Origin of the sequence: Bradyrhizobium sp., from assembly GCF_030654605.1 — a bacterium.
In the GTDB taxonomy this organism is placed as follows: Bacteria; Pseudomonadota; Alphaproteobacteria; order Rhizobiales; family Xanthobacteraceae; genus Bradyrhizobium.
The window spans coordinates 1-17,536 of the sequence record NZ_JAURXB010000266.1; the positions used below are offsets into that span (position 1 = coordinate 1).

Sequence of the window (17,536 nt, forward strand, 5' to 3'; positions counted from 1 at the left end):
TGACATGGTCGGTTACTCCAGAAATTGCCCGGCAGTTCTGGAGTGTGCAAGTTTTTTGCCGCAGTGCAAGATAAAGATGGCGGCGTGCGGTGATCCTCTGTCGAGTAAATAGCTCACCCATCGAAGTCGAAGAATTCGGCTTCGATGGGTTGGGCTTACCGGAAAGTCAAATTGCCGGCATTAGGGCGGTAACTCATCGTGGTCAAAAGCTAAACGATGACATGAGCATCACTCCGTAACGAGGCTCGGTTTTGTAGCGGATAACCGTCTCTCCTGCCGGCAGCGGCTGGTTCGCAATAACTCCATCGCCGAGAACCTGGCTATTGGGAGTTACCCGAAGGCCAAGACCAAAATTCCAGCTGGAATAATTGTTGTCGCCGCTGCTCCCCGGATGCCGCAGACCAACCATCCATCCCATTGCCAATGCCGAAATGATGCCGTCCGCGCCGGGTTTCGCAGAACTACCGCCACCAACTTCGAGTGCAACAAAGGGGCCGTGAGCCACCTCGGTACAATTGTAATAGTTGAAGGTTCCCGCTTGGCAGTTCGAATTCCCAAACTTGAACTGATAGTCTCGCAGGAAATAATGGGCCTCCAGAACGAAGCTGACTCCAACGTTGCTGGACGCATCCTTTACGCGGACAAGGTCGTTCACGATGTCCGCTGTGCCGACCCGTCTGCCACCTATGTCAAAATTAGTAGCAACTCCGATTCCCCAGCCAAGTCCTCCCCAATCAACAATTGCGGGATTGGCCGGCGGCTTGGCGCTTGGCGGATCGGCTTGAGCTGACGTAGCCATCAGAACACCGACGAAAAAAGCCGAGACCAATATAGCCATCAGCCGCCAACCGCTCGACTTGGCCCCCCTCCGTCCGACGAATTGAGAAAACATTTTCGAGCCCCTATGAAATAGGGAGCCGTACGCCCTTCCATACTACTTCGGCGCGCCGATCGAGACACTACCCGCAATACAGAATTAAAGCCGCTCCCCAGCCGCGCCCCGGCGGCGGGAGAACGCTACTTTTGGTTGAGGCTTTTGACGTCTCCGTCGACTACTTATCCTCGATATCCTCGGTATTCACAACCAAAACGGGCAACAATTTAAGGATGAAAAACTCTCCACCACAGGCTGAACGCAACAAGTCGGCTTCGGCGCATTAGATACGTCGCCCCGCCCGCTCCCAATAGGGATCACGCAGGCGGCGCTTAAAGATCTTGCCGGAATCCTCGCGTGGCAGGGTCTGCTGGATTTCGACGTGTTTTGGCACCTTGTAATCGGCCAGCGTCGCCCTGAGCTGCGCGCGGATCGAGCCGACATCCAGCGTGACGCCCGGCTGCGGTTCCACCACCGCCATCAGCGCCTCGCCGAATTCCGGGTCGGGAATGCCGAACACCGCGCAGTCGTGCACCCCGGGCACCGCATGCAGGGCGGCCTCGATCTCGGCGGGATAGATGTTGACGCCGCCCGAGATCACCATGTCGCGCTTGCGGTCGCAGATGAAGACGTAGCCGTCCTGGTCGATGTAGCCGACGTCCCCCGAGGTGATAAAGCCGTCGAGATCGATCTCGGTGCGCTTTTCCGGCTTGTTGTGATAGGTGAAATCCGGATTTCCCGCGATCCGCGAATAGATCTCGCCGATCTCGCCTTGCGGCAAAATCTTTCCATCGTCGCCGACAAAGCGCAGCTCCGCGCCCGGCGCGATCTTCCCCACCGTGCCTGGCTTCTTCAGCGCATCCTCGGAGTTCGCAAAAGTGACCGCGCCCGACTCGGTGGAGCCGTAGAACTCGTAAATCACCGGCCCCCACCACTCGATCATCGCGCGCTTGACGTCGGCCGGACAAGGCGCCGCGGCGTGGATGATGTGTCGCAACGAGGACATGTCATACTTGGCGCGCACTGCTTCCGGCAGCTTCATCAGCCGGATGAACATAGTCGGCACCATGAAGATGGTGTCGACTTTCTGATCCTGCACCAGCGCCAGGAATTCCTCGGGGTCGAACCGCGGCATCAGCACCAGCGCGCCGCCGAGACGCCCGGCGCGCAGCCCGAACGAGTTCGGCGCGGAATGGTAAAGCGGACCAGGCAGCAGCGCCCGCGCGCCCGGCTTCAGGCCGTAGATCATCGCCCGCATGGCTTCCGCATTGGCGCTCTGCGCCGGCGTCGGGGCATTGCGCCTGACACCCTTGGGATGCCCCGTGGTGCCCGAGGTGTAGATCATGTTCTGCGGTTGCGGCAGCGCCGGGCCGTCATAGGGCGCCTGCGCCTGCAACCAGGGTTCGAAATCGGTGGCGAAATCGGGCGTGGCGAGATGATCAGGATCGATCTTGTAATTCCCAAGAATCTCCGGCGGCGTCGGCACGCTGAGCACGGTGACGCCAGCCGGAATGGCATCGCGAAGCTGATGCAGCATGTCGGCATGGCCGATCAGGACCGGCGTTCCCGAATCCCTCAGGATGTAATCGATTTCCTCCGGCTTGAAATGCCAGTTGACCGGCACGGCGTAGGCGCCGAGCCGCATCGCGGCATAGGCCGCCTCGATGAAGGCGATATCGTTGCGCATCAGTATGCAGACGCTGTCGCCCTGCCCGACGCCGAGCTTGCGCAATCCGCCGGCGATGCGGTCGGCGCGATCGGCGATTTCGGCATGGCTGCGGCGTCGGCCGCCGCTGATGATGCCGAGGAAAAGTGGGGATGCTTCGGTCATTTTCTTTTTTTCGTTGCTGGAGAACACAGTGGTGCTCGTCATCACCGGGCTTGTCCCGGTGATCCACGCCTTACTCTTGTTGCGGCGAAGTGAAGACGTGGATGGCCGGGACAAGCCCGGCCATGACGGAGTGTGAGTCACGCATCCGCAAAGCGCGGCGCGCGCTTCTCGATGTTGGCGCTGACAGCCTCGAGCTGGTTGGGGCTGCCCATCAGCTTCATCTGCTCGACGGATTCGGCGAGTAGCGCCGGACCGGGATCGACGGTGAGGTTGTTGAGCATGCGCTTGCAGGCGCGGATGGCGTCGGGGCTCTTGCCGGCGATCTCGCGCGCCAGTTCGAAGGCCGCCGCGCGCGGGTCGTCGCAGATCCGGGTGGCGAGGCCGTAGCTCAGGGCCTCCTGTGCCGAGAAAATCCGTCCCGTAAACGTCAGTTCGCGCAGGATATCGTCGCGCACCAGGCTGGCCAGGATCGGCGTCCCCGCCATGTCGGGCACCAGCCCCCATTTGATCTCCATGATCGACATCCGGGCATCGGGGCTGAGGAACCGCATGTCGGCGCCGAGCGCGAGCTGAAAGCCGCCGCCGAACGCCACGCCCTGGATCGCGGCGATCACCGGAACCGGCAGCTGCCGCCAGCCCCACACCGCCTGCTGTGGAAAATTGGCGAGGCCATGGGTGCGCACGGAGAGGTCGCGCTTTTCGCCGCCAGCGACCCCGTTGCCGCCCTTTTCCTTCATGGCGGCAAATCGTCCCATGTCGAGACCGGCGCAAAACGCCCGCCCCTCCCCGGATAAAACCACCGCGCGGAGGCTTTTTTCCTGGGCGAGCGCGGCGGAAGTGGCGACCAGCGCCTCGAACATCGCGGCATCGAGCGCGTTCATCTTGTCCGCCCGGACCAGACGGACGTCGGCGACGCCGTCCGAAATCGTGACCTCGACGCGCTTCTCCATCCAAATTCTCCCTTAGACTCGTTCTTGATTGTTGCCGCTTTACAGAAAGACGTAGTGCGGATTTAGTCAATCAACCAATTAACAGGCAATCCCTTTGGGTGGAACCAGCTATGTTCACTGAAAAACTCCTTACCGGACGAAACATCCTCATAACCGGCGGCGGAAGCGGGCTCGGCAAAGCCATGGCAGCGCGCTTCCTCGAACTCGGCGCCGAGGTTCATATCTGCGGGCGCCGCAAGGGCGTCTGCGACGAAACCGCGACCGAGCTGATGGACCTTTATGGCGGCCGGGTGACAACCCACGGTGTCGATATCCGCAACCCGCTCGCGGTCGACGAGATGATCGAAACCATCTTCACGCAAAGCCCGCTCACCGATCTCATCAACAACGCCGCGGGCAATTTCGTCTCGCGCACCCAGGATCTGACGCCGCGCGGCTTCGATGCGATCGCCAACATCGTCATGCACGGCACCTTCTATGTCACCCACGCGGTGGGCCGGCGCTGGATCGCCGCCAAACAGCCCGGCAATGTGGTGTCGATCACCGTGACCTGGGTCCGCAACGGCAGCCCGTATGTGGTGCCGTCGGCGATGAGCAAGTCCGCGATCCACGCCATGACCATGTCGCTGGCGATGGAATGGGGCCGCTACGGCATCCGGCTCAACACCATCGCGCCCGGCGAAATCCCGACCGAAGGCATGAGCAAGCGCCTCAACCCCGGCGACGAGCCCGGCGCGCGCACCATTGCCAGGAATCCGATGGGCCGGGTCGGCAAGATGGAAGAGCTGCAGAACCTCGCGGTGTTCCTGATTTCCGGCGGCTGCGACTGGATCAACGGCGAGACCATCGCCATGGACGGCGCCCAGGCGCTGGCCACCGGCGGCAACTTCTACGAGATGCGTGACTGGACCGACGCCGACTGGACCCGGGCCCGCGATTCGATCAAGGCGCAGAACGAAAAGGACCGCGCCCAGAGAGGGTGAACTGTCGTCCCTGCGAACGCAGGGCCCCATAACTCCAGGCGTTCGTTATTGCGCGGGATGATTGCTACCGCGCTTCGCCGAGACGACACGGCGTATGGGTCCCTGCGTTCGCAGGGACGACGTGTTGGGATATTGAGGAACAACGCTCCCCTGTATTGTCTTTGCCGCGCAACGACGCCACTATCGCGGCAATCAAAAAACAAACCACACGGGAGAAACATGTCCGCCTCAGAGGAACCGGCCAACCTGGCCGACATGGTGCGCGCGCGCGCCAAAGCGCGCGGCGACGCCATCGCCTATGAATTCGAGGGACGCCAGACCTCGTTCGCCGAGTTCGACATCAAGACCAACCGCGTCGCCAACGCCCTGATCGCGCTTGGCGTCCGCCCTCGCGAGCGCATCGCCTATCTCGGCAAGAACAGCGACATCTATTTCGAGCTGCTGATGGGCGCGATGAAGGCCAACGTGGTGATGGCGCCGGTCAATTGGCGGCTGGCCGGACCGGAGGTCGCCTTCATCGTCGACGACTGCAAGGCGCCGGTGCTGTTCGTCGGCCCGGAATTCATCACCCAGGTCCGCAGCATCCTGCCGCAGCTGCCGAGCGTTCGCCACGTCATCACCACCGAAGGCGGCGCGCCGGAATGGCAGGATTTTATCGCCTGGCGCGACGCCCAGAGCGGCGACGACCCGAAGGTCCCGATCGACCGCAAGGACATCGCGATCCAGCTCTATACCTCGGGCACCACGGGCAAGCCGAAGGGCGCGATGCTGTCGCATGCCAATTTTCTCAACCTGGTGGAGACCGGCCGCGATCAGAAGCCCGACTGGAACAAGTGGTCGACAGATGACGTCTCGCTGGTGGCGATGCCGATCTTCCATATCGGCGGCTCCGGCTGGGGCGTGATGGGGCTCTATCACGGCGCCAGGGGCGTGATCGCGCGCGAGTTCGATCCGACCAAAGTTCTGGATTTCTTCGAGCAGTCCGGGATTACAAAGCTGTTCATGGTGCCGGCCGCGATGCAGTTCGTGGTGCGGCAGCCGCGCGCCCGCCATGTGGATTTTTCCAGGCTGAAATACATGCTCTACGGCGCCTCGCCGATTCCTGCGGCGCTGTTGAAGGAGTGCATCGAGGTGTTCAAGTGCGGCTTCGTGCAGATGTACGGCATGACCGAGACCACCGGCACCATCGTGGCGCTGCCGCCGGAAGACCACGTCGAGGGGCTGGACCGCATGCGCTCGGCCGGCAAGGCCCTGCCCGGCATTGAACTCGCGATCCTCGACGCCAACGGCAAGCGGTTGCCGCCAGGAGAGGTCGGCGAGATCGCGACGCGCTCCGGCTCCAACATGGCGGGCTACTGGAACCTGCCGGAAGCCACCGCCAAAACCCTCGACAGCGAGGGCTGGCTGCGCACCGGCGATGCCGGCTACATGGACGAGGATGGCTATCTCTACATCCACGACCGCATCAAGGACATGATCATCTCCGGCGGCGAGAACATCTACCCCGCCGAAGTCGAAAGCGCGATCTGCGACCATCCCGACGTCGCCGAAGTCGCCGTGGTCGGCGTGCCCGACGACAAATGGGGCGAAGCCGTCAAGGCGATCGTGGTGATGAAGCCCGGCAAGAAGGCGACGTCATCCGACATCATCAACTTTACCCGCGAGCGCATCGCGGGGTTCAAGACGCCGAAGACCGTCGATTTCATCGAGGCCTTGCCACGGAATGCATCGGGAAAGATTTTGCGCCGGCATCTGCGGGACCCGTACTGGGCGGGGAAGGACCGGCAGGTGAATTAAAAGCATCGTCATTACGACGAGCGCAGCTCTCTCAACGTCATTGCGAGCCAACGGGTCGCGCGAATGCGCGCCCGATGACAGGCTCCGCGAAGCAATCCATTCTTTCTTTGCGCTGTGACATGGATTGCTTCGTCGCAAGGGCTCCTCGCAATGACGAGTGTTGGTGGCGACCCGTATCCTCTATCAGCGTCGTCCCTGCGAACGCAGGGACCCAGACGCCGTGCAGTCTCGGTTGCGGGAAGTGTAAGCGGCCTTGTTGAAGCGTCTCGCTCCTGCAATTGACGACCGGGATTATGGGTTCCTGCGTTCGCAGGGACGACGTGGTGAGGGAGCTGTGCGCTATCGCCCCTCAATGCTTACCCGCGCCCATATACCCGAACAGGAATCCCGCCACCTTCCGCTTCTGGATTTCCTCGCTGCCTTCGGTGATGCGGTAGCGGCGGTGGTGGCGGTAGATGTGCTCGAACGGCTTGTGGCGCGAATAGCCCATGCCGCCATGTACCTGCATGGCCCGGTCGGCGGCCTCGCAGCACAGCCGGTTGGCCCAGAAATTACACATCGAAACCCGGTCGGACAGCGTGTGCTCGACCTGCGCCTGGGTCAGCTGGTCCATTTCCCACGCGGTTTTTCGGATCAACAGCCGCAGCATCTCGGCCTGCGTGGCGAGCTCGACCAGCGGCCACTGGATCGCCTGGTTCTCGGCCAGCGCCTTGCCGAACGGCTTTCGCTCACGCGCGTATTTCACGCTTTCATTGATGCAGTACACGGCGGCCCCGAGTGAACTCGCGGCCTGCCGGATCCGGTTCTCATGAACAAAACACTGCGCCAGCGACAGGCCGCGGCCGACTTCGCCGAACAGTGCATCGTCGGGCACGAACACGTCGGTAAAGCTGACGCGCGGGTGGTCGGTCGGCATGTTGAAGGTCCACATATATTCCTCGACCTTCACGCCCTTTGCCTTGGCCGGCACCAGGAAGCAGGTGATGCCGCGGGCGTCGCCGTCATTGCCGCTGGTGCGCGCGAACAGCGCGCAATGGGTCGCGACATGCATGCCGGTGGTCCACATCTTCTCGCCGTTGATCACCCATCCCTTGACGCCGTCGCGGGTCGCCTCGACCGCGCGGGTCTCCATGTGGGTGGCGTCGGAGCCGTGGTCGGGTTCGGTGAGGCCGAAGGTGATGCGGAATTTTCCCGTGATCGAGCCCTCGATCATCGCCCTCTGGTCGTCGCGGCCGTAGCGGTCGAGCATGGTGACCAGCGGCAGATTGCCGACGATCGAATGTTCGTTCTGCAGGTCGTTGTGCAGCCCAAGCCCTTTGGCGGCGAAATGCTCACGGATCACGGCCATCCAGAGGTTGGAGCCAGCCTTGCCGCCATACTGTTTCGGGATCGCGAAACGCAGGTGCCCGGCGGCGTCGGCGAGGTCTTTCACCCTGCGCAGCAGCACTTCCCATTCATGGCGCGGCAGGCCGCCATTGTCGAAATCGGTGCGCGCCCATTCGCGGCGATGATCGAAAAAGCGGATGTTGTCATCCGCCGCCTCGATCGGCTTGATCTGGCGCGCGATGAATTGGTCGAGTTCGTCGAGATAGGCGACCAGGTCGGCTGGCAGATTGAAATCCACGGCGGTCTCTCCCAAAGATATCGTTATTTGTCGTTTTGCGTTAAGGCGCTACGCGCCCCCGCTTCGGATCGATTAAGCTGAGAAGACGGCGTCCAAGTCAAGCAACCGGGCGGCGCTTGGCACGCGCAGGCGCCCAGCGTAATTGGATGGTATCGGATGGCGGGCACGCGCTATTATTCCGTCCAGCATTCCGCACCACAGAAAAAATCACGGGGAGAAAACATGGAACTGAAATTTTCCAGGGTGACACGCAAGGGCCCGATCACGATCGTGACGCTGTCGCGGCCGGAAGTGTACAACGCACTGCATACCGATGCGCATTTCGAACTGAACAAGGTGTTCGACGATTTCTCCAGCGATCCGGAACAATGGGTGGCGATCGTCACCGGCGCCGGCGACAAGGCGTTCTGCGCCGGCAACGATCTGAAATGGCAGGCGGCGGGCGGCAAGCGCGGCTGGGACACTGGCGGCTTTGCCGGACTCACCTCGCGGTTCGACTGCGACAAGCCGATCATCGCCGCCGTCAACGGCGTCGCCATGGGCGGCGGCTTCGAGATCGCGCTGGCCTGCGACCTCATCATCGCCTCCGAGAATGCCACCTTCGCGCTGCCGGAGCCGCGCGTCGGCCTCGCCGCGCTGGCCGGCGGCGTACACCGGCTACCGCGCCAGATCGGCTTGAAGCGCGCCATGGGCATGATCCTGACCGCGCGCCATGTTTCGGCAGCGGAAGGCAAGGAACTCGGCTTCGTCAATGAAGTGGTGCCGGCGGGCGAAGCGCTGGCGGCCGCCGAGCGCTGGGCCGAAACCATCTGCAAGAACTCGCCGATGTCGATCCGCGCCTCCAAGCAGGCGATCCAGAAGGGGCTGTCGGTCTCGCTGGAGCAGGCGATCTCCGAGCAGCGCGAATATCCCGCCGTGAAGGCGATGGCGGCGTCGCAGGATTACATCGAAGGCCCGAAGGCGTTTTCCGAGAAGCGCCCGCCGAAATGGCTGGGGAAGTAGCTGGGACGCACCGCTCCCTCAACGTCATTGCGAGCGCAGCGAAGCAATCCATCGATCAACAGCAAGAAAGATGGATTGCTTCGTCGCAAGCGCTCCTCGCAATGACGTTGATAGGGCGGAGCCAACCTACTTCGCTCCCAACTCCCTTTTATACGACCCGTAATTCGGCTGATCGACCGCGAGTTTGTCCATCGTGGTCTGCCACAGATGCTCTGCCAGTCCCGGCGTCCGAAGATCCACCTCGCCCTTCGCAATGCGATCGGCGAGTGCGCGGTTGAGTTCGCCGAGCGAGCCCTGCTGGCCCAGCAGCTGCGACAGCCGCGCCGCTTCGGCGGCGTCGCTACCCTCTTCGAACCTGAGCTGCCGCGTCACCAGGTCGAGCGCGTTGATGGCGACGCGCAGCTTGAACGCGTTATGGCCGCTGATGAGCGGCGCGATGTCGTTGCGCAGGAAATCCGCGACCCCCCTGGTCAGTTCTTCCGGTGTCGGTTCGTCCTGCATCTCAGCCTCGCTATCTCGGCGCCAGCAGCCGCAACAGATCGATCTCGGTTTCCGACGAGCGGCGGCCGATCATGGCGCGCTCGATGGAGCGCTCGGGGCCGATGCGAAAGCGCTGCATCATGCCGCAGCACATCACGCCCCAGCGCAGCGTGCCCATCACTTCCCAGAATTTGACGCGCGCCGGATCGGCTTGGCGGCCGGCCCCCTGGTAGCCGGCGAACAGTTCCTCGCGCGTGCCGAGACCGCCGACCGGTTTGTCGATCTCGCCGTAGCGCCACGAATTGACGCAGATCCATCCCAGATCTTCCATCGGATCGCCGATATGCGCGAGCTCCCAATCCAGCACCGCGCGCACGCCGTCGGGGCCGATGATGAAATTACCGTGGCGGAAATCGCCGTGCACCAAGGTCACCTCTGACGACGGCCCGGGATCGTGGTCGCGCAGCCACCGCAGCGCCAGTTCGAACACCGGCCGCGGCCAGCTCAGACTGCGGTAATCCCGCTCGAGCTCGCCAATTTCCCTTGCCGCCGTCATGTGACGCAGCTTGGGCAGCTGCGCCAGCGCCAGCCCATGGATGCCGGCGGCGACCTGGCCGAGCTGGTGCGCCAGGATCGGACGGGCCTCGGCAAACCCGGCATCACGCAGGATCTTGCGCGCGATGGTTTCGCCCTCGACCCGCGCCATGACGAAGCCGGTGCCGAGCTCGTCCTGCGGCTGCAGCACATGCAGCACGCGCGGCGACGGCACGCCGGCGTCGAACGCCCGCTGCATCAGGATCGCCTCGGCATCGAGCCCGGCCGCCCGCGAGGGCGCCGCGCCATAGCCCGGCGGCGCACGGCGCAGGATCGCGCCGATGACGCCATCGGGATGGACGATGTCGAACGACCAGGTCTCCTGGCTGGCGCCACCGGACAGGCGCGCCGCATTGGTGACGCCGGTCGCACCCGGACACCACGACGCGACGCAGCGCCCGAGCGCTTCCTGCATCATCTGCCCTTGAATTTGGCGGGACGCTTTTCCAGGAACGCGGTGACGCCTTCCTTGAAATCTTCCGCCGCGCCGGCGGTGCGCTGCGACTGGAATTCGAGGTTGAGCTGATCCTCGAACGAGTTTTCCGGGCTGTCCCAGTACAGTTTGCGGATCAGCGACAGCGCGATGGTCGGGCCGTTGGCGAGCTCATGGGCGAGCTTCATGGCCTCTTCCATCAGCACCGCGTCGTCATGGACCCGGTTGACCAGCCCCCATTCCAGCGCCTTTTCGGCCGGCAGCCGTTCGCCCATCAGCGACAGCTCCACCGAGCGCGCCTTGCCGATCATCCGCGGCAGCAGCCAGGTCGAGCCGCAATCGGGCACCAGGCCGATGCGGCGGAACGCTTGCAGGAAATACGACGAGCGCGCGCACAGGATCATGTCGCCCATCAGCGCGAAGCTCATGCCGGCGCCGGCCGCGGGGCCGTTGACGGCGGTCACGATCGGGCAATGCAGGTTGCGCAGCCGGCGCAGGAACGGGTGGAAGCCGATTTCGAGCGACGAGCCCGCATTGCTCTTGCCCGGCTTCTGATTGTTGCGGCCCTGCAGATTGGCACCGGTGCAGAAGGCGCGGCCCGCCCCCGTGAGCACCACGCAACGAATTTCGGCCCTTTTCTCCTCAATGGTGTCGAGCGCCTCGGCAAGGCCGCCCAGCATGTCCATCGACACCGCGTTCATCACCTCCTGGTGGTCGAGCTTCAGGATGGCGACCGGACCGTCGATATCCAGCGTGACGTGCTTGAACTGCATTGGTTTCCTCGTGAGTTATGACCCGCATTATTTCGCCCTGCGGTACAAAGGGATTTGATCTCGAAGCCATATTTGATTTTCTGGACAGCCTTGTCCATGGTTGGACCAGAACATCTGACCGCCTTCGGACGCAGATCTGAAGCGCGCTGACCCAAATGGAAACACCTCAAGGATTCCACCATGAGCATATTCGACCTCACCGGCCGCGTCGCCGTCATTACCGGGGGCAATGGCGGTATCGGGCTCGGCATAGCGCAGGCGCTCACCGCGGCCGGCTGCAACGTCTCGATCTGGGGCCGCAACGCCGACAAGAACAAGGCCGCGGCGGCGACCATGGCGGGTACCAAGGGCAAGACCGACACACGAATCTGCGATGTTAGTGACCCCGATTCGGTCAAGGCGGCGATGGCCGCCACGCTGGAAACCTTCGGCCGGGTCGACGGCTGTTTCGCCAATGCCGGCATTGGCGGCGGCGGCCGGCGCGCCTTCATCGACCGCACCGAGGACGAGTGGCGAAAAATGTTCGCCACCAATCTCGACGGCGTGTTCCACGTGTTCCAGGCCGCGGCACGACACATGACCGAACGCGCCGAAGCAGGCGATCGCTTCGGCCGTCTGGTTGCGACTTCCAGCCTGGCATCGATTTTCGGCACCGCGCGCAACGAGCATTACGCCGCCACCAAGGCCGCCATCAACGCGTTGTGCCGCGCGCTGGCGGTCGAGCTGGCGCGCCAGGGCGTCACCGCCAACGCCATCCTGCCCGGCTGGATCAAGAGCGACATGACCGCGGGCATCATGGCCAACGAGAAATTCGTCGCCAACGTGATGCCGCGCATTCCGGCGCGGCGGTTCGGCGAACCCGCCGATTTCGGCGGCATCGCGGTCTATCTGATGAGCCAGGCGTCGTCCTATCACACCGCCGATTGCTTTGTGATCGACGGCGGCTATACAGCGTTCTGATACTGCAACAGCAAAACGAAACGGCTGCAGCCGCGGCAAACAGGGGAGAAATACAGGATGTTTTCGCACGTGATGATCGGAACCAACGATCTCGAGAAAGCTCAGTCGTTCTATGACGCGTTGCTCGGCACGCTCGGCGTTCCGCCCGGCCGGGTCGATCGCCATCGCATCTTCTACCGCACCAAGACCGGCGTTTTTTCAGTATCGAAGCCGATCGACGGAAAGCCCGCGACCCCTGCCAATGGCGGGACGATCGGGTTTCTCGCCGCTTCGCCCGAGCAGGCCGATGCCTGGCATGCGGCCGGCATCGCCAATGGCGCGACGAGCTGCGAGGATCCGCCGGGCTTGCGCGAAGGTCCGATGGGCAAACTCTATCTCGCCTATCTGCGCGATCCCGACGGCAACAAGCTCTGCGCCATGCACCGGATGGCCTAACTCCAGGTCGACTGGCCGCGGTCGAACATTGTTTCAAACAGCAATAATTCGGCTCCGGTGATCAAATAGCGCCAGACTTGCGCCTGGCGCGGCTGTAAAGTTGCTTTTCCTGGGAGGATCAAGAACATGAACAAGAACGTCAGTGTGTCCACGAGCTATGCCATGGACCCCGGCGACGAGTTGAACGACCTGCGCATGTCCGACAAGGCGCGGCCGCTGTTCGACCATGTCAACAAGTTCATCCGCGAAACCGTCGAGCCGATGTCGGTTGAATTCTACCGGCTCGGCGAGAAGAAGGCCGATCGCTGGAGCTTCGCACCCGGCCAACTCGACGTGCTGCAGAAGGCCAAGGACAAGGCCAAGGCCGAGGGACTCTGGAACTTCTTCCTGCCCGACGCCGAAACCGGCGAAGGCCTCAGCAACCTCGATTATGCCTATATCGCAGCCGAACTCGGCAAGAACCCGCTGGCCTCGGAATCAATGAACTGCTCGGCGCCCGACACCGGCAACATGGAAGTGCTGGAGCGGGTCGGCACCAAGGAGCAGAAGGAGAAGTGGCTGAAGCCGCTGCTCGCCGGCGAGATCCGTTCCGCCTATGCGATGACCGAGCCGAACGTCGCCTCGTCCGACGCGAAGAACATCTCGACCACGGCCAAACTGGTCGGCGACCAATGGGTCATCAACGGCGAGAAATACTACATTTCCGGCGCCGGCGATCCGCGCTGCAAGATCATGATCACGATGGTCAAGACCAATCCCGACGCGCCGCCGAAGAACCAGCAGTCGCAGATCCTGGTGCCGATCGACACGCCCGGCGTCGAGATCATCGGCCCGATGACCGTGTTCGGCCACGATCACGCGCCGCGCGGCCACATGCACATCAAGTTCGACAATGTGAAGGTGCCCAAGGAAAACATGCTGCTCGGCGAAGGCCGCGGTTTCGAAATCTCGCAGGTCCGCCTCGGCCCGGGCCGCATCCACCACTGCATGCGCACCATCGGCAAGGCGGAGAAGGCACTCGACCTCATGGTCAAGCGCGGCCTGACCCGCGAAGCTTTCGGCAAGAAGCTGGTGCAGCTCGGCGGCAATCTGCAGATCATCGCGCAGGCGCGCTGCGAGATCGAAGCCATGCGGCTGATGGTGCTGAAGGCCGCCAAGGCGATGGACGTGCTCGGCAACAAGGAGGCGCGGGTCTGGGTCAGCATGGTCAAGGCCATGGTGCCCGAGCGCACCTGCCGCATCATCGACCAGGCAATCCAGATGCACGGCGCCACCGGCATTTCGCAGTGGTCGCCGCTGTCGGAAATGTACACCGACGTGCGTCACCTCCGCTTCGCCGACGGACCCGACGAAGTCCACTGGATGGTGGTGGGTCGCCACGAGTTGCAGCAGCACTGACGAAGGTGCCGTAGGGTGGGCAAAGGCGCACTCTTCGCGCCGTGCCCACCATCAGTTTCACGACAAGTACAGTGGTGGGCACGCCCCCGCCTTCGCTCTTCGAGCGATGGCGGAGGCTTTGCGCACCCTACGAAATACGACGCTCACGACGATACGGCCCGCTTCAGCGGCTTCGCTGCCGTCATCGCAAAGCCCTCATATCCCTTTGCCGCGACATCGTTGCAGATCTGGCGATAGAGGCCGACGCCGCCGATATAGGGCATGAAGATCTGCGGCTTGCCGGGGATGTTGGCGCCCATGTACCAGGAATTGGCCTGCGGATAGAGCGTGGTGCGCGCGACCTCGTTGACATGCGCCACCCACTTGTCCTCGGCATCCCGGCTGGCCTCGATGGCGACAAGGTCGCGGTCGCGCATATGGGCGATGCAGTCGGTGATCCAGTCGACATGCTGCTCGATGGAGACGATCATGTTCGACAGCACCGACGGGCTGCCGGGGCCGGTGATGATGAACAGATTGGGGAAGCCCGCGCTCATCAGGCCGAGATAGGTCCTGGGACCTTCCGCCCATTTCTGATTGAGCGTCTGCCCGTTGCGGCCGCGAATGTCGATCTTGGCGACTGAACCCGTCATCGCATCGAATCCGGTCGCCAGCACCAGCGCGTCGACTTCGATTTCCTTTGCCGAGGTGCGAACCGCGTGCGGCAGGATTCCCTGGATCGGATCGGATTTGATGTCGACCAGCGTCACGTTCGGACGATTGAAGGTGGTAAAATAATCGGTATCGATGCAAATGCGCTTCGAGCCGATCGGGTGATCGTTCGGCTGCAGCAGTTTTGCCGTGTGCGGGTCCTCGACGATCTCCGCGATCTTGTTGCGAACGAAATCGGCGGCGGTGTCGTTGGCGGCCTTGTCGAACGCGAGGTTGTTGTAGACGCCCATGAAGGTCAGGCCGCCCTTGCTCCAGCGCGACTCGAACCGGGCGCGGCGTTCGTCTTCGCCGTCATCCAGCGCGCCCCGATCAGGCACTTCCTGCACGATCCCGTTCCGCATCTCCTCGCGCGCGATCCGCCGGATCTCGGGATAGTTCGATCGAAACGCTTCCCGCTCTTCCGCCGTCAGCGCGGCGTTGCGGGCCGGAATGGAGAAATTCGCGGTGCGTTGAAACACCGTGAGATGGCTGGCCTGCTCGGCGATCACCGGCACCGCCTGGATCCCCGACGAGCCCGTCCCTATCACCGCGACGCGCTGGCCGGTAAAGTCTACCCGTTCATGCGGCCAATGTCCGGTGTGATAGACCTTGCCCTTGAATCCGGCGAGGCCCTTGATATCGGGCATCCGCGCATTCGACAGGCAGCCGGTGGCGAGAACCACGTATTTCGCCGTTACGGTGTTGCCGTCGGAAGTGGCCACGGACCACCTGTTGGCGGTTTCGTCGAACGCAGCCCGATCGACCCTTGTATCGAACTGGATATCCCGGCGCAGATCATAGCGGTCGGCGACATGGCCGGCATATTTCAGAATCTCCGGCTGCGGCGCGTAGCGCTCGCTCCATTCCCACTCCTGCTGCAGTTCCTCGTCGAAGGAATAGGAATACTGCATGCTCTCGACGTCGCAGCGCGCCCCGGGATACCGGTTCCAGTACCAGGTGCCGCCGACATCGCCGCCCTGCTCATAGACCCGCGCCGACAGGCCCTGCTGGCGCAGCCGGTGCAGCATGTACATGCCGGCAAAACCGGCGCCGACCACGACGACGTCGTAAGCCCCGGTGGCTGCGGGCTGGCCTTTGGCTGACGCGGATTGCACGGCGGACATTCGAACTCCCTTGAAATTCTTCTTGTGTTGAGCGGCAGCATTCTACCCGCGACGCCAAAGCGCAAGAGCCAAATCGGCGGTGGCGGGTTGCATATTTTGCCACATGGAATGCCTTGTTGCGCCATACCGATTCCCGGCGCCTCGACGCAAGACCGCTGGGCGGAAACCCGCTTGGCTTCGATGCCCTTGATGCGCTAGCGTCGCCTCAGCATTCGCCGTCCAAACCAAAAACGAGCAGCGCCAAAGCCTGCCGCAGGGAGTGAGCACAACCATGAAATCGCCGATCTGCGACATGCTGGGGATCGAATTTCCCCTGCTCGCCTTCAGCCATTGCCGCGACGTGGTGGCAGCGGTCAGTCGCGCCGGCGGCTTTGGCGTGCTCGGCGCGACGGCGCATTCGCCCGAGTCGATCGAGCAGGAATTGAAATGGATCGACGACCATGCCGATGGCAAGCCGTACGGGCTCGACGTGCTGATCCCCGAGAATATCTCGACGGCGGGCGAAAAGGACGTCACCTGGAAGAATCTGGAAGCACGCATCTCCCCGGAGCATCGCGCCTTCACCAGAAACCTGTTGAAGAAATACGGCATCGAACTGACGACGACCAATGTTGCCGACAACCAACCACAGCCATTCGACGCGCAGCGCGCGATGGAATTGCTGGAAGTTTCCTTCAACCATCCGATCAAATTGATCGCCAACGCGCTGGGGGTGCCGCCGAAGGCGATGATCGAGATGGGCAAGAAGCACGGCGTGCCGGTGGCCGCCCTGGTCGGCGCCAAGGAACATGCGCTGCGTCAGGTCGCGGCCGGCGTCGATATTCTGGTGGTGCAGGGCACCGAGGCCGGCGGCCATTGCGGCGAGGTTTCCACCATGGTGCTGGTGCCCGAGGTGATCAAGGCGATCAAGCCGATCCGCGACGTGCCGGTACTGGCCGCCGGCGGCATCATGACCGGACGGCAGATGGCGGCGTGCATGGCGATGGGCGCGGCCGGTGTGTGGACCGGCTCGGTGTGGCTGGCCACCGTCGAATCCGAAACCACCGAAATCTTCCGCGAGAAGATGATCGCGGCTTCCTCGCGCGACGCCATCAGATCGAAAGGCCGCACCGGCAAGCCGGCGCGTCAGCTGCGCTCGGTCTGGACCGATGCGTGGGACCGCGGACCGGACAGCCCCGGCGCGCTGCCGATGCCGCTGCAGAGCATCATCAGCCGCGACGCCTTCAATTCGATCGACCGCGCCGCCGCCTCCGGCAATGCACAGGCGCGCGACCTCGTCAGCTATTTCGTCGGCCAGGGCGTCGGCCTGATCGACAGCGTCAAATCCGCCGGCGCCGTGGTGCAGGAGTTCAAGGAAGATTTTGCCGAGGCGGTCGAGCACATGAACGCGCTGGTGGCGGAGTAGCAAGCGGTCCCTCATGGTGAGAGTTTCGTGAAAACATCTCCGACCTCATCCTCTTATGTCCCATGTCAAGAGTAGAGGCATGACGAAGGGTTTCTCCGTGAATTGCGGAGAAGAATGAGTGGGGATGTGATCGTGCAAAGGTGGAAGCAGAACCCAGAGACGTCGGTCAACAAGCTCTTATTC

At 62.9% G+C, this 17,536-nt stretch carries 15 protein-coding genes; 7 read left to right on the plus strand and 8 right to left on the minus strand.

The window, feature by feature from the left end:
* Positions 1–202 precede the first annotated feature (202 nt).
* The 3 genes from Q7U29_RS23900 to Q7U29_RS23910 form a co-directional block, all read right to left on the minus strand.
* The gene (locus tag Q7U29_RS23900; RefSeq protein WP_304745449.1) at positions 203–892 is read right to left on the minus strand and encodes a hypothetical protein; all 690 of its coding nucleotides are present in this window, start codon (positions 890–892) and stop codon (positions 203–205) included.
* 265 nt (positions 893–1,157) lie between these two features.
* Positions 1,158–2,705 (minus strand): acyl-CoA synthetase, encoded by a 1,548-nt coding sequence (locus tag Q7U29_RS23905; protein WP_304745451.1) that lies wholly within the window; start codon positions 2,703–2,705, stop codon positions 1,158–1,160.
* 137 nt (positions 2,706–2,842) lie between these two features.
* Positions 2,843–3,655 carry a crotonase/enoyl-CoA hydratase family protein gene (locus Q7U29_RS23910; protein ID WP_304745453.1) on the minus strand — a complete coding sequence of 271 codons (813 nt, stop codon included), beginning with the start codon at positions 3,653–3,655 and terminating at the stop codon, positions 2,843–2,845.
* 110 nt (positions 3,656–3,765) lie between these two features.
* Between Q7U29_RS23910 and Q7U29_RS23915 the strand changes: the two genes are divergently transcribed.
* Positions 3,766–4,638, plus strand: coding sequence for an SDR family oxidoreductase (locus Q7U29_RS23915; RefSeq protein WP_304745455.1), 873 nt, complete (start codon positions 3,766–3,768; stop codon positions 4,636–4,638).
* Between the two features lie 219 nt (positions 4,639–4,857).
* The gene (locus tag Q7U29_RS23920; RefSeq protein ID WP_304745457.1) at positions 4,858–6,435 is read left to right on the plus strand and encodes a fatty acid--CoA ligase; all 1,578 of its coding nucleotides are present in this window, start codon (positions 4,858–4,860) and stop codon (positions 6,433–6,435) included.
* A gap of 349 nt (positions 6,436–6,784) precedes the next feature.
* On the opposite strand, the gene Q7U29_RS23925 is transcribed toward Q7U29_RS23920, so the two are convergent.
* On the minus strand, positions 6,785–8,059 hold the full coding sequence (locus tag Q7U29_RS23925; RefSeq protein ID WP_304745459.1) for an acyl-CoA dehydrogenase family protein: 1,275 nt from the start codon (positions 8,057–8,059) through the stop codon (positions 6,785–6,787).
* Between the two features lie 222 nt (positions 8,060–8,281).
* Here Q7U29_RS23925 and Q7U29_RS23930 point away from each other — a divergent pair, with 222 nt between their 5' ends.
* On the plus strand, positions 8,282–9,061 hold the full coding sequence (locus tag Q7U29_RS23930) for an enoyl-CoA hydratase-related protein (RefSeq protein ID WP_304745461.1): 780 nt from the start codon (positions 8,282–8,284) through the stop codon (positions 9,059–9,061).
* A gap of 126 nt (positions 9,062–9,187) precedes the next feature.
* Here the strand turns inward: Q7U29_RS23930 and Q7U29_RS23935 are convergent, their stop codons facing one another.
* Genes Q7U29_RS23935 through Q7U29_RS23945 form a run of 3 tightly spaced genes read right to left on the minus strand, consistent with a single transcriptional unit; the run spans position 9,188 to position 11,341 of the window.
* Entirely contained in the window at positions 9,188–9,562 is a 375-nt protein-coding gene (locus Q7U29_RS23935) for a DUF6285 domain-containing protein (RefSeq protein ID WP_304745463.1), read from the minus strand.
* A gap of 10 nt (positions 9,563–9,572) precedes the next feature.
* On the minus strand, positions 9,573–10,550 hold the full coding sequence (locus Q7U29_RS23940) for a phosphotransferase family protein (RefSeq protein WP_370691820.1): 978 nt from the start codon (positions 10,548–10,550) through the stop codon (positions 9,573–9,575).
* Entirely contained in the window at positions 10,550–11,341 is a 792-nt protein-coding gene (locus Q7U29_RS23945; RefSeq protein WP_304745467.1) for an enoyl-CoA hydratase/isomerase, read from the minus strand. The genes Q7U29_RS23940 and Q7U29_RS23945 overlap by 1 nt, the downstream gene beginning before the upstream one ends.
* A gap of 180 nt (positions 11,342–11,521) precedes the next feature.
* Between Q7U29_RS23945 and Q7U29_RS23950 the strand changes: the two genes are divergently transcribed.
* The 3 genes from Q7U29_RS23950 to Q7U29_RS23960 all read left to right on the plus strand — a co-directional run bounded on the left by Q7U29_RS23950 (position 11,522) and on the right by Q7U29_RS23960 (position 14,134).
* Positions 11,522–12,301: an SDR family NAD(P)-dependent oxidoreductase gene (locus Q7U29_RS23950; protein ID WP_304745469.1), complete on the plus strand. Its 780-nt coding sequence runs from the start codon at positions 11,522–11,524 to the stop codon at positions 12,299–12,301.
* Between the two features lie 57 nt (positions 12,302–12,358).
* Complete coding sequence (locus Q7U29_RS23955; protein ID WP_304745471.1) at positions 12,359–12,736, plus strand: VOC family protein; 378 nt, start codon at positions 12,359–12,361, stop codon at positions 12,734–12,736.
* Positions 12,737–12,862: 126 nt separating this feature from the next.
* Entirely contained in the window at positions 12,863–14,134 is a 1,272-nt protein-coding gene (locus Q7U29_RS23960; RefSeq protein ID WP_304745473.1) for an acyl-CoA dehydrogenase family protein, read from the plus strand.
* A 143-nt stretch (positions 14,135–14,277) separates the two neighbouring features.
* On the opposite strand, the gene Q7U29_RS23965 is transcribed toward Q7U29_RS23960, so the two are convergent.
* Positions 14,278–15,948: an NAD(P)/FAD-dependent oxidoreductase gene (locus Q7U29_RS23965; RefSeq protein WP_304745475.1), complete on the minus strand. Its 1,671-nt coding sequence runs from the start codon at positions 15,946–15,948 to the stop codon at positions 14,278–14,280.
* Positions 15,949–16,219: 271 nt separating this feature from the next.
* Here Q7U29_RS23965 and Q7U29_RS23970 point away from each other — a divergent pair, with 271 nt between their 5' ends.
* Positions 16,220–17,353, plus strand: a complete 1,134-nt coding sequence (locus Q7U29_RS23970; protein ID WP_304745477.1) for a nitronate monooxygenase — start codon at positions 16,220–16,222, stop codon at positions 17,351–17,353.
* Positions 17,354–17,536 lie beyond the last annotated feature (183 nt).

Coding starts and splice junctions, on each gene's coding strand:
- Q7U29_RS23915 (WP_304745455.1), top strand. CDS start 3,766: ATGTTCACTGAAAAACTCCTTACCGGACGAAACATCCTCATAACCGGC.
- Q7U29_RS23910 (WP_304745453.1), bottom strand. CDS start 3,655: ATGGAGAAGCGCGTCGAGGTCACGATTTCGGACGGCGTCGCCGACGTC.
- Q7U29_RS23930 (WP_304745461.1), top strand. CDS start 8,282: ATGGAACTGAAATTTTCCAGGGTGACACGCAAGGGCCCGATCACGATC.
- Q7U29_RS23940 (WP_370691820.1), bottom strand. CDS start 10,550: ATGCAGGAAGCGCTCGGGCGCTGCGTCGCGTCGTGGTGTCCGGGTGCG.
- Q7U29_RS23955 (WP_304745471.1), top strand. CDS start 12,359: ATGTTTTCGCACGTGATGATCGGAACCAACGATCTCGAGAAAGCTCAG.
- Q7U29_RS23950 (WP_304745469.1), top strand. CDS start 11,522: ATGAGCATATTCGACCTCACCGGCCGCGTCGCCGTCATTACCGGGGGC.
- Q7U29_RS23900 (WP_304745449.1), bottom strand. CDS start 892: ATGTTTTCTCAATTCGTCGGACGGAGGGGGGCCAAGTCGAGCGGTTGG.
- Q7U29_RS23905 (WP_304745451.1), bottom strand. CDS start 2,705: ATGACCGAAGCATCCCCACTTTTCCTCGGCATCATCAGCGGCGGCCGA.
- Q7U29_RS23920 (WP_304745457.1), top strand. CDS start 4,858: ATGTCCGCCTCAGAGGAACCGGCCAACCTGGCCGACATGGTGCGCGCG.
- Q7U29_RS23960 (WP_304745473.1), top strand. CDS start 12,863: ATGAACAAGAACGTCAGTGTGTCCACGAGCTATGCCATGGACCCCGGC.
- Q7U29_RS23965 (WP_304745475.1), bottom strand. CDS start 15,948: ATGTCCGCCGTGCAATCCGCGTCAGCCAAAGGCCAGCCCGCAGCCACC.
- Q7U29_RS23945 (WP_304745467.1), bottom strand. CDS start 11,341: ATGCAGTTCAAGCACGTCACGCTGGATATCGACGGTCCGGTCGCCATC.
- Q7U29_RS23935 (WP_304745463.1), bottom strand. CDS start 9,562: ATGCAGGACGAACCGACACCGGAAGAACTGACCAGGGGGGTCGCGGAT.
- Q7U29_RS23970 (WP_304745477.1), top strand. CDS start 16,220: ATGAAATCGCCGATCTGCGACATGCTGGGGATCGAATTTCCCCTGCTC.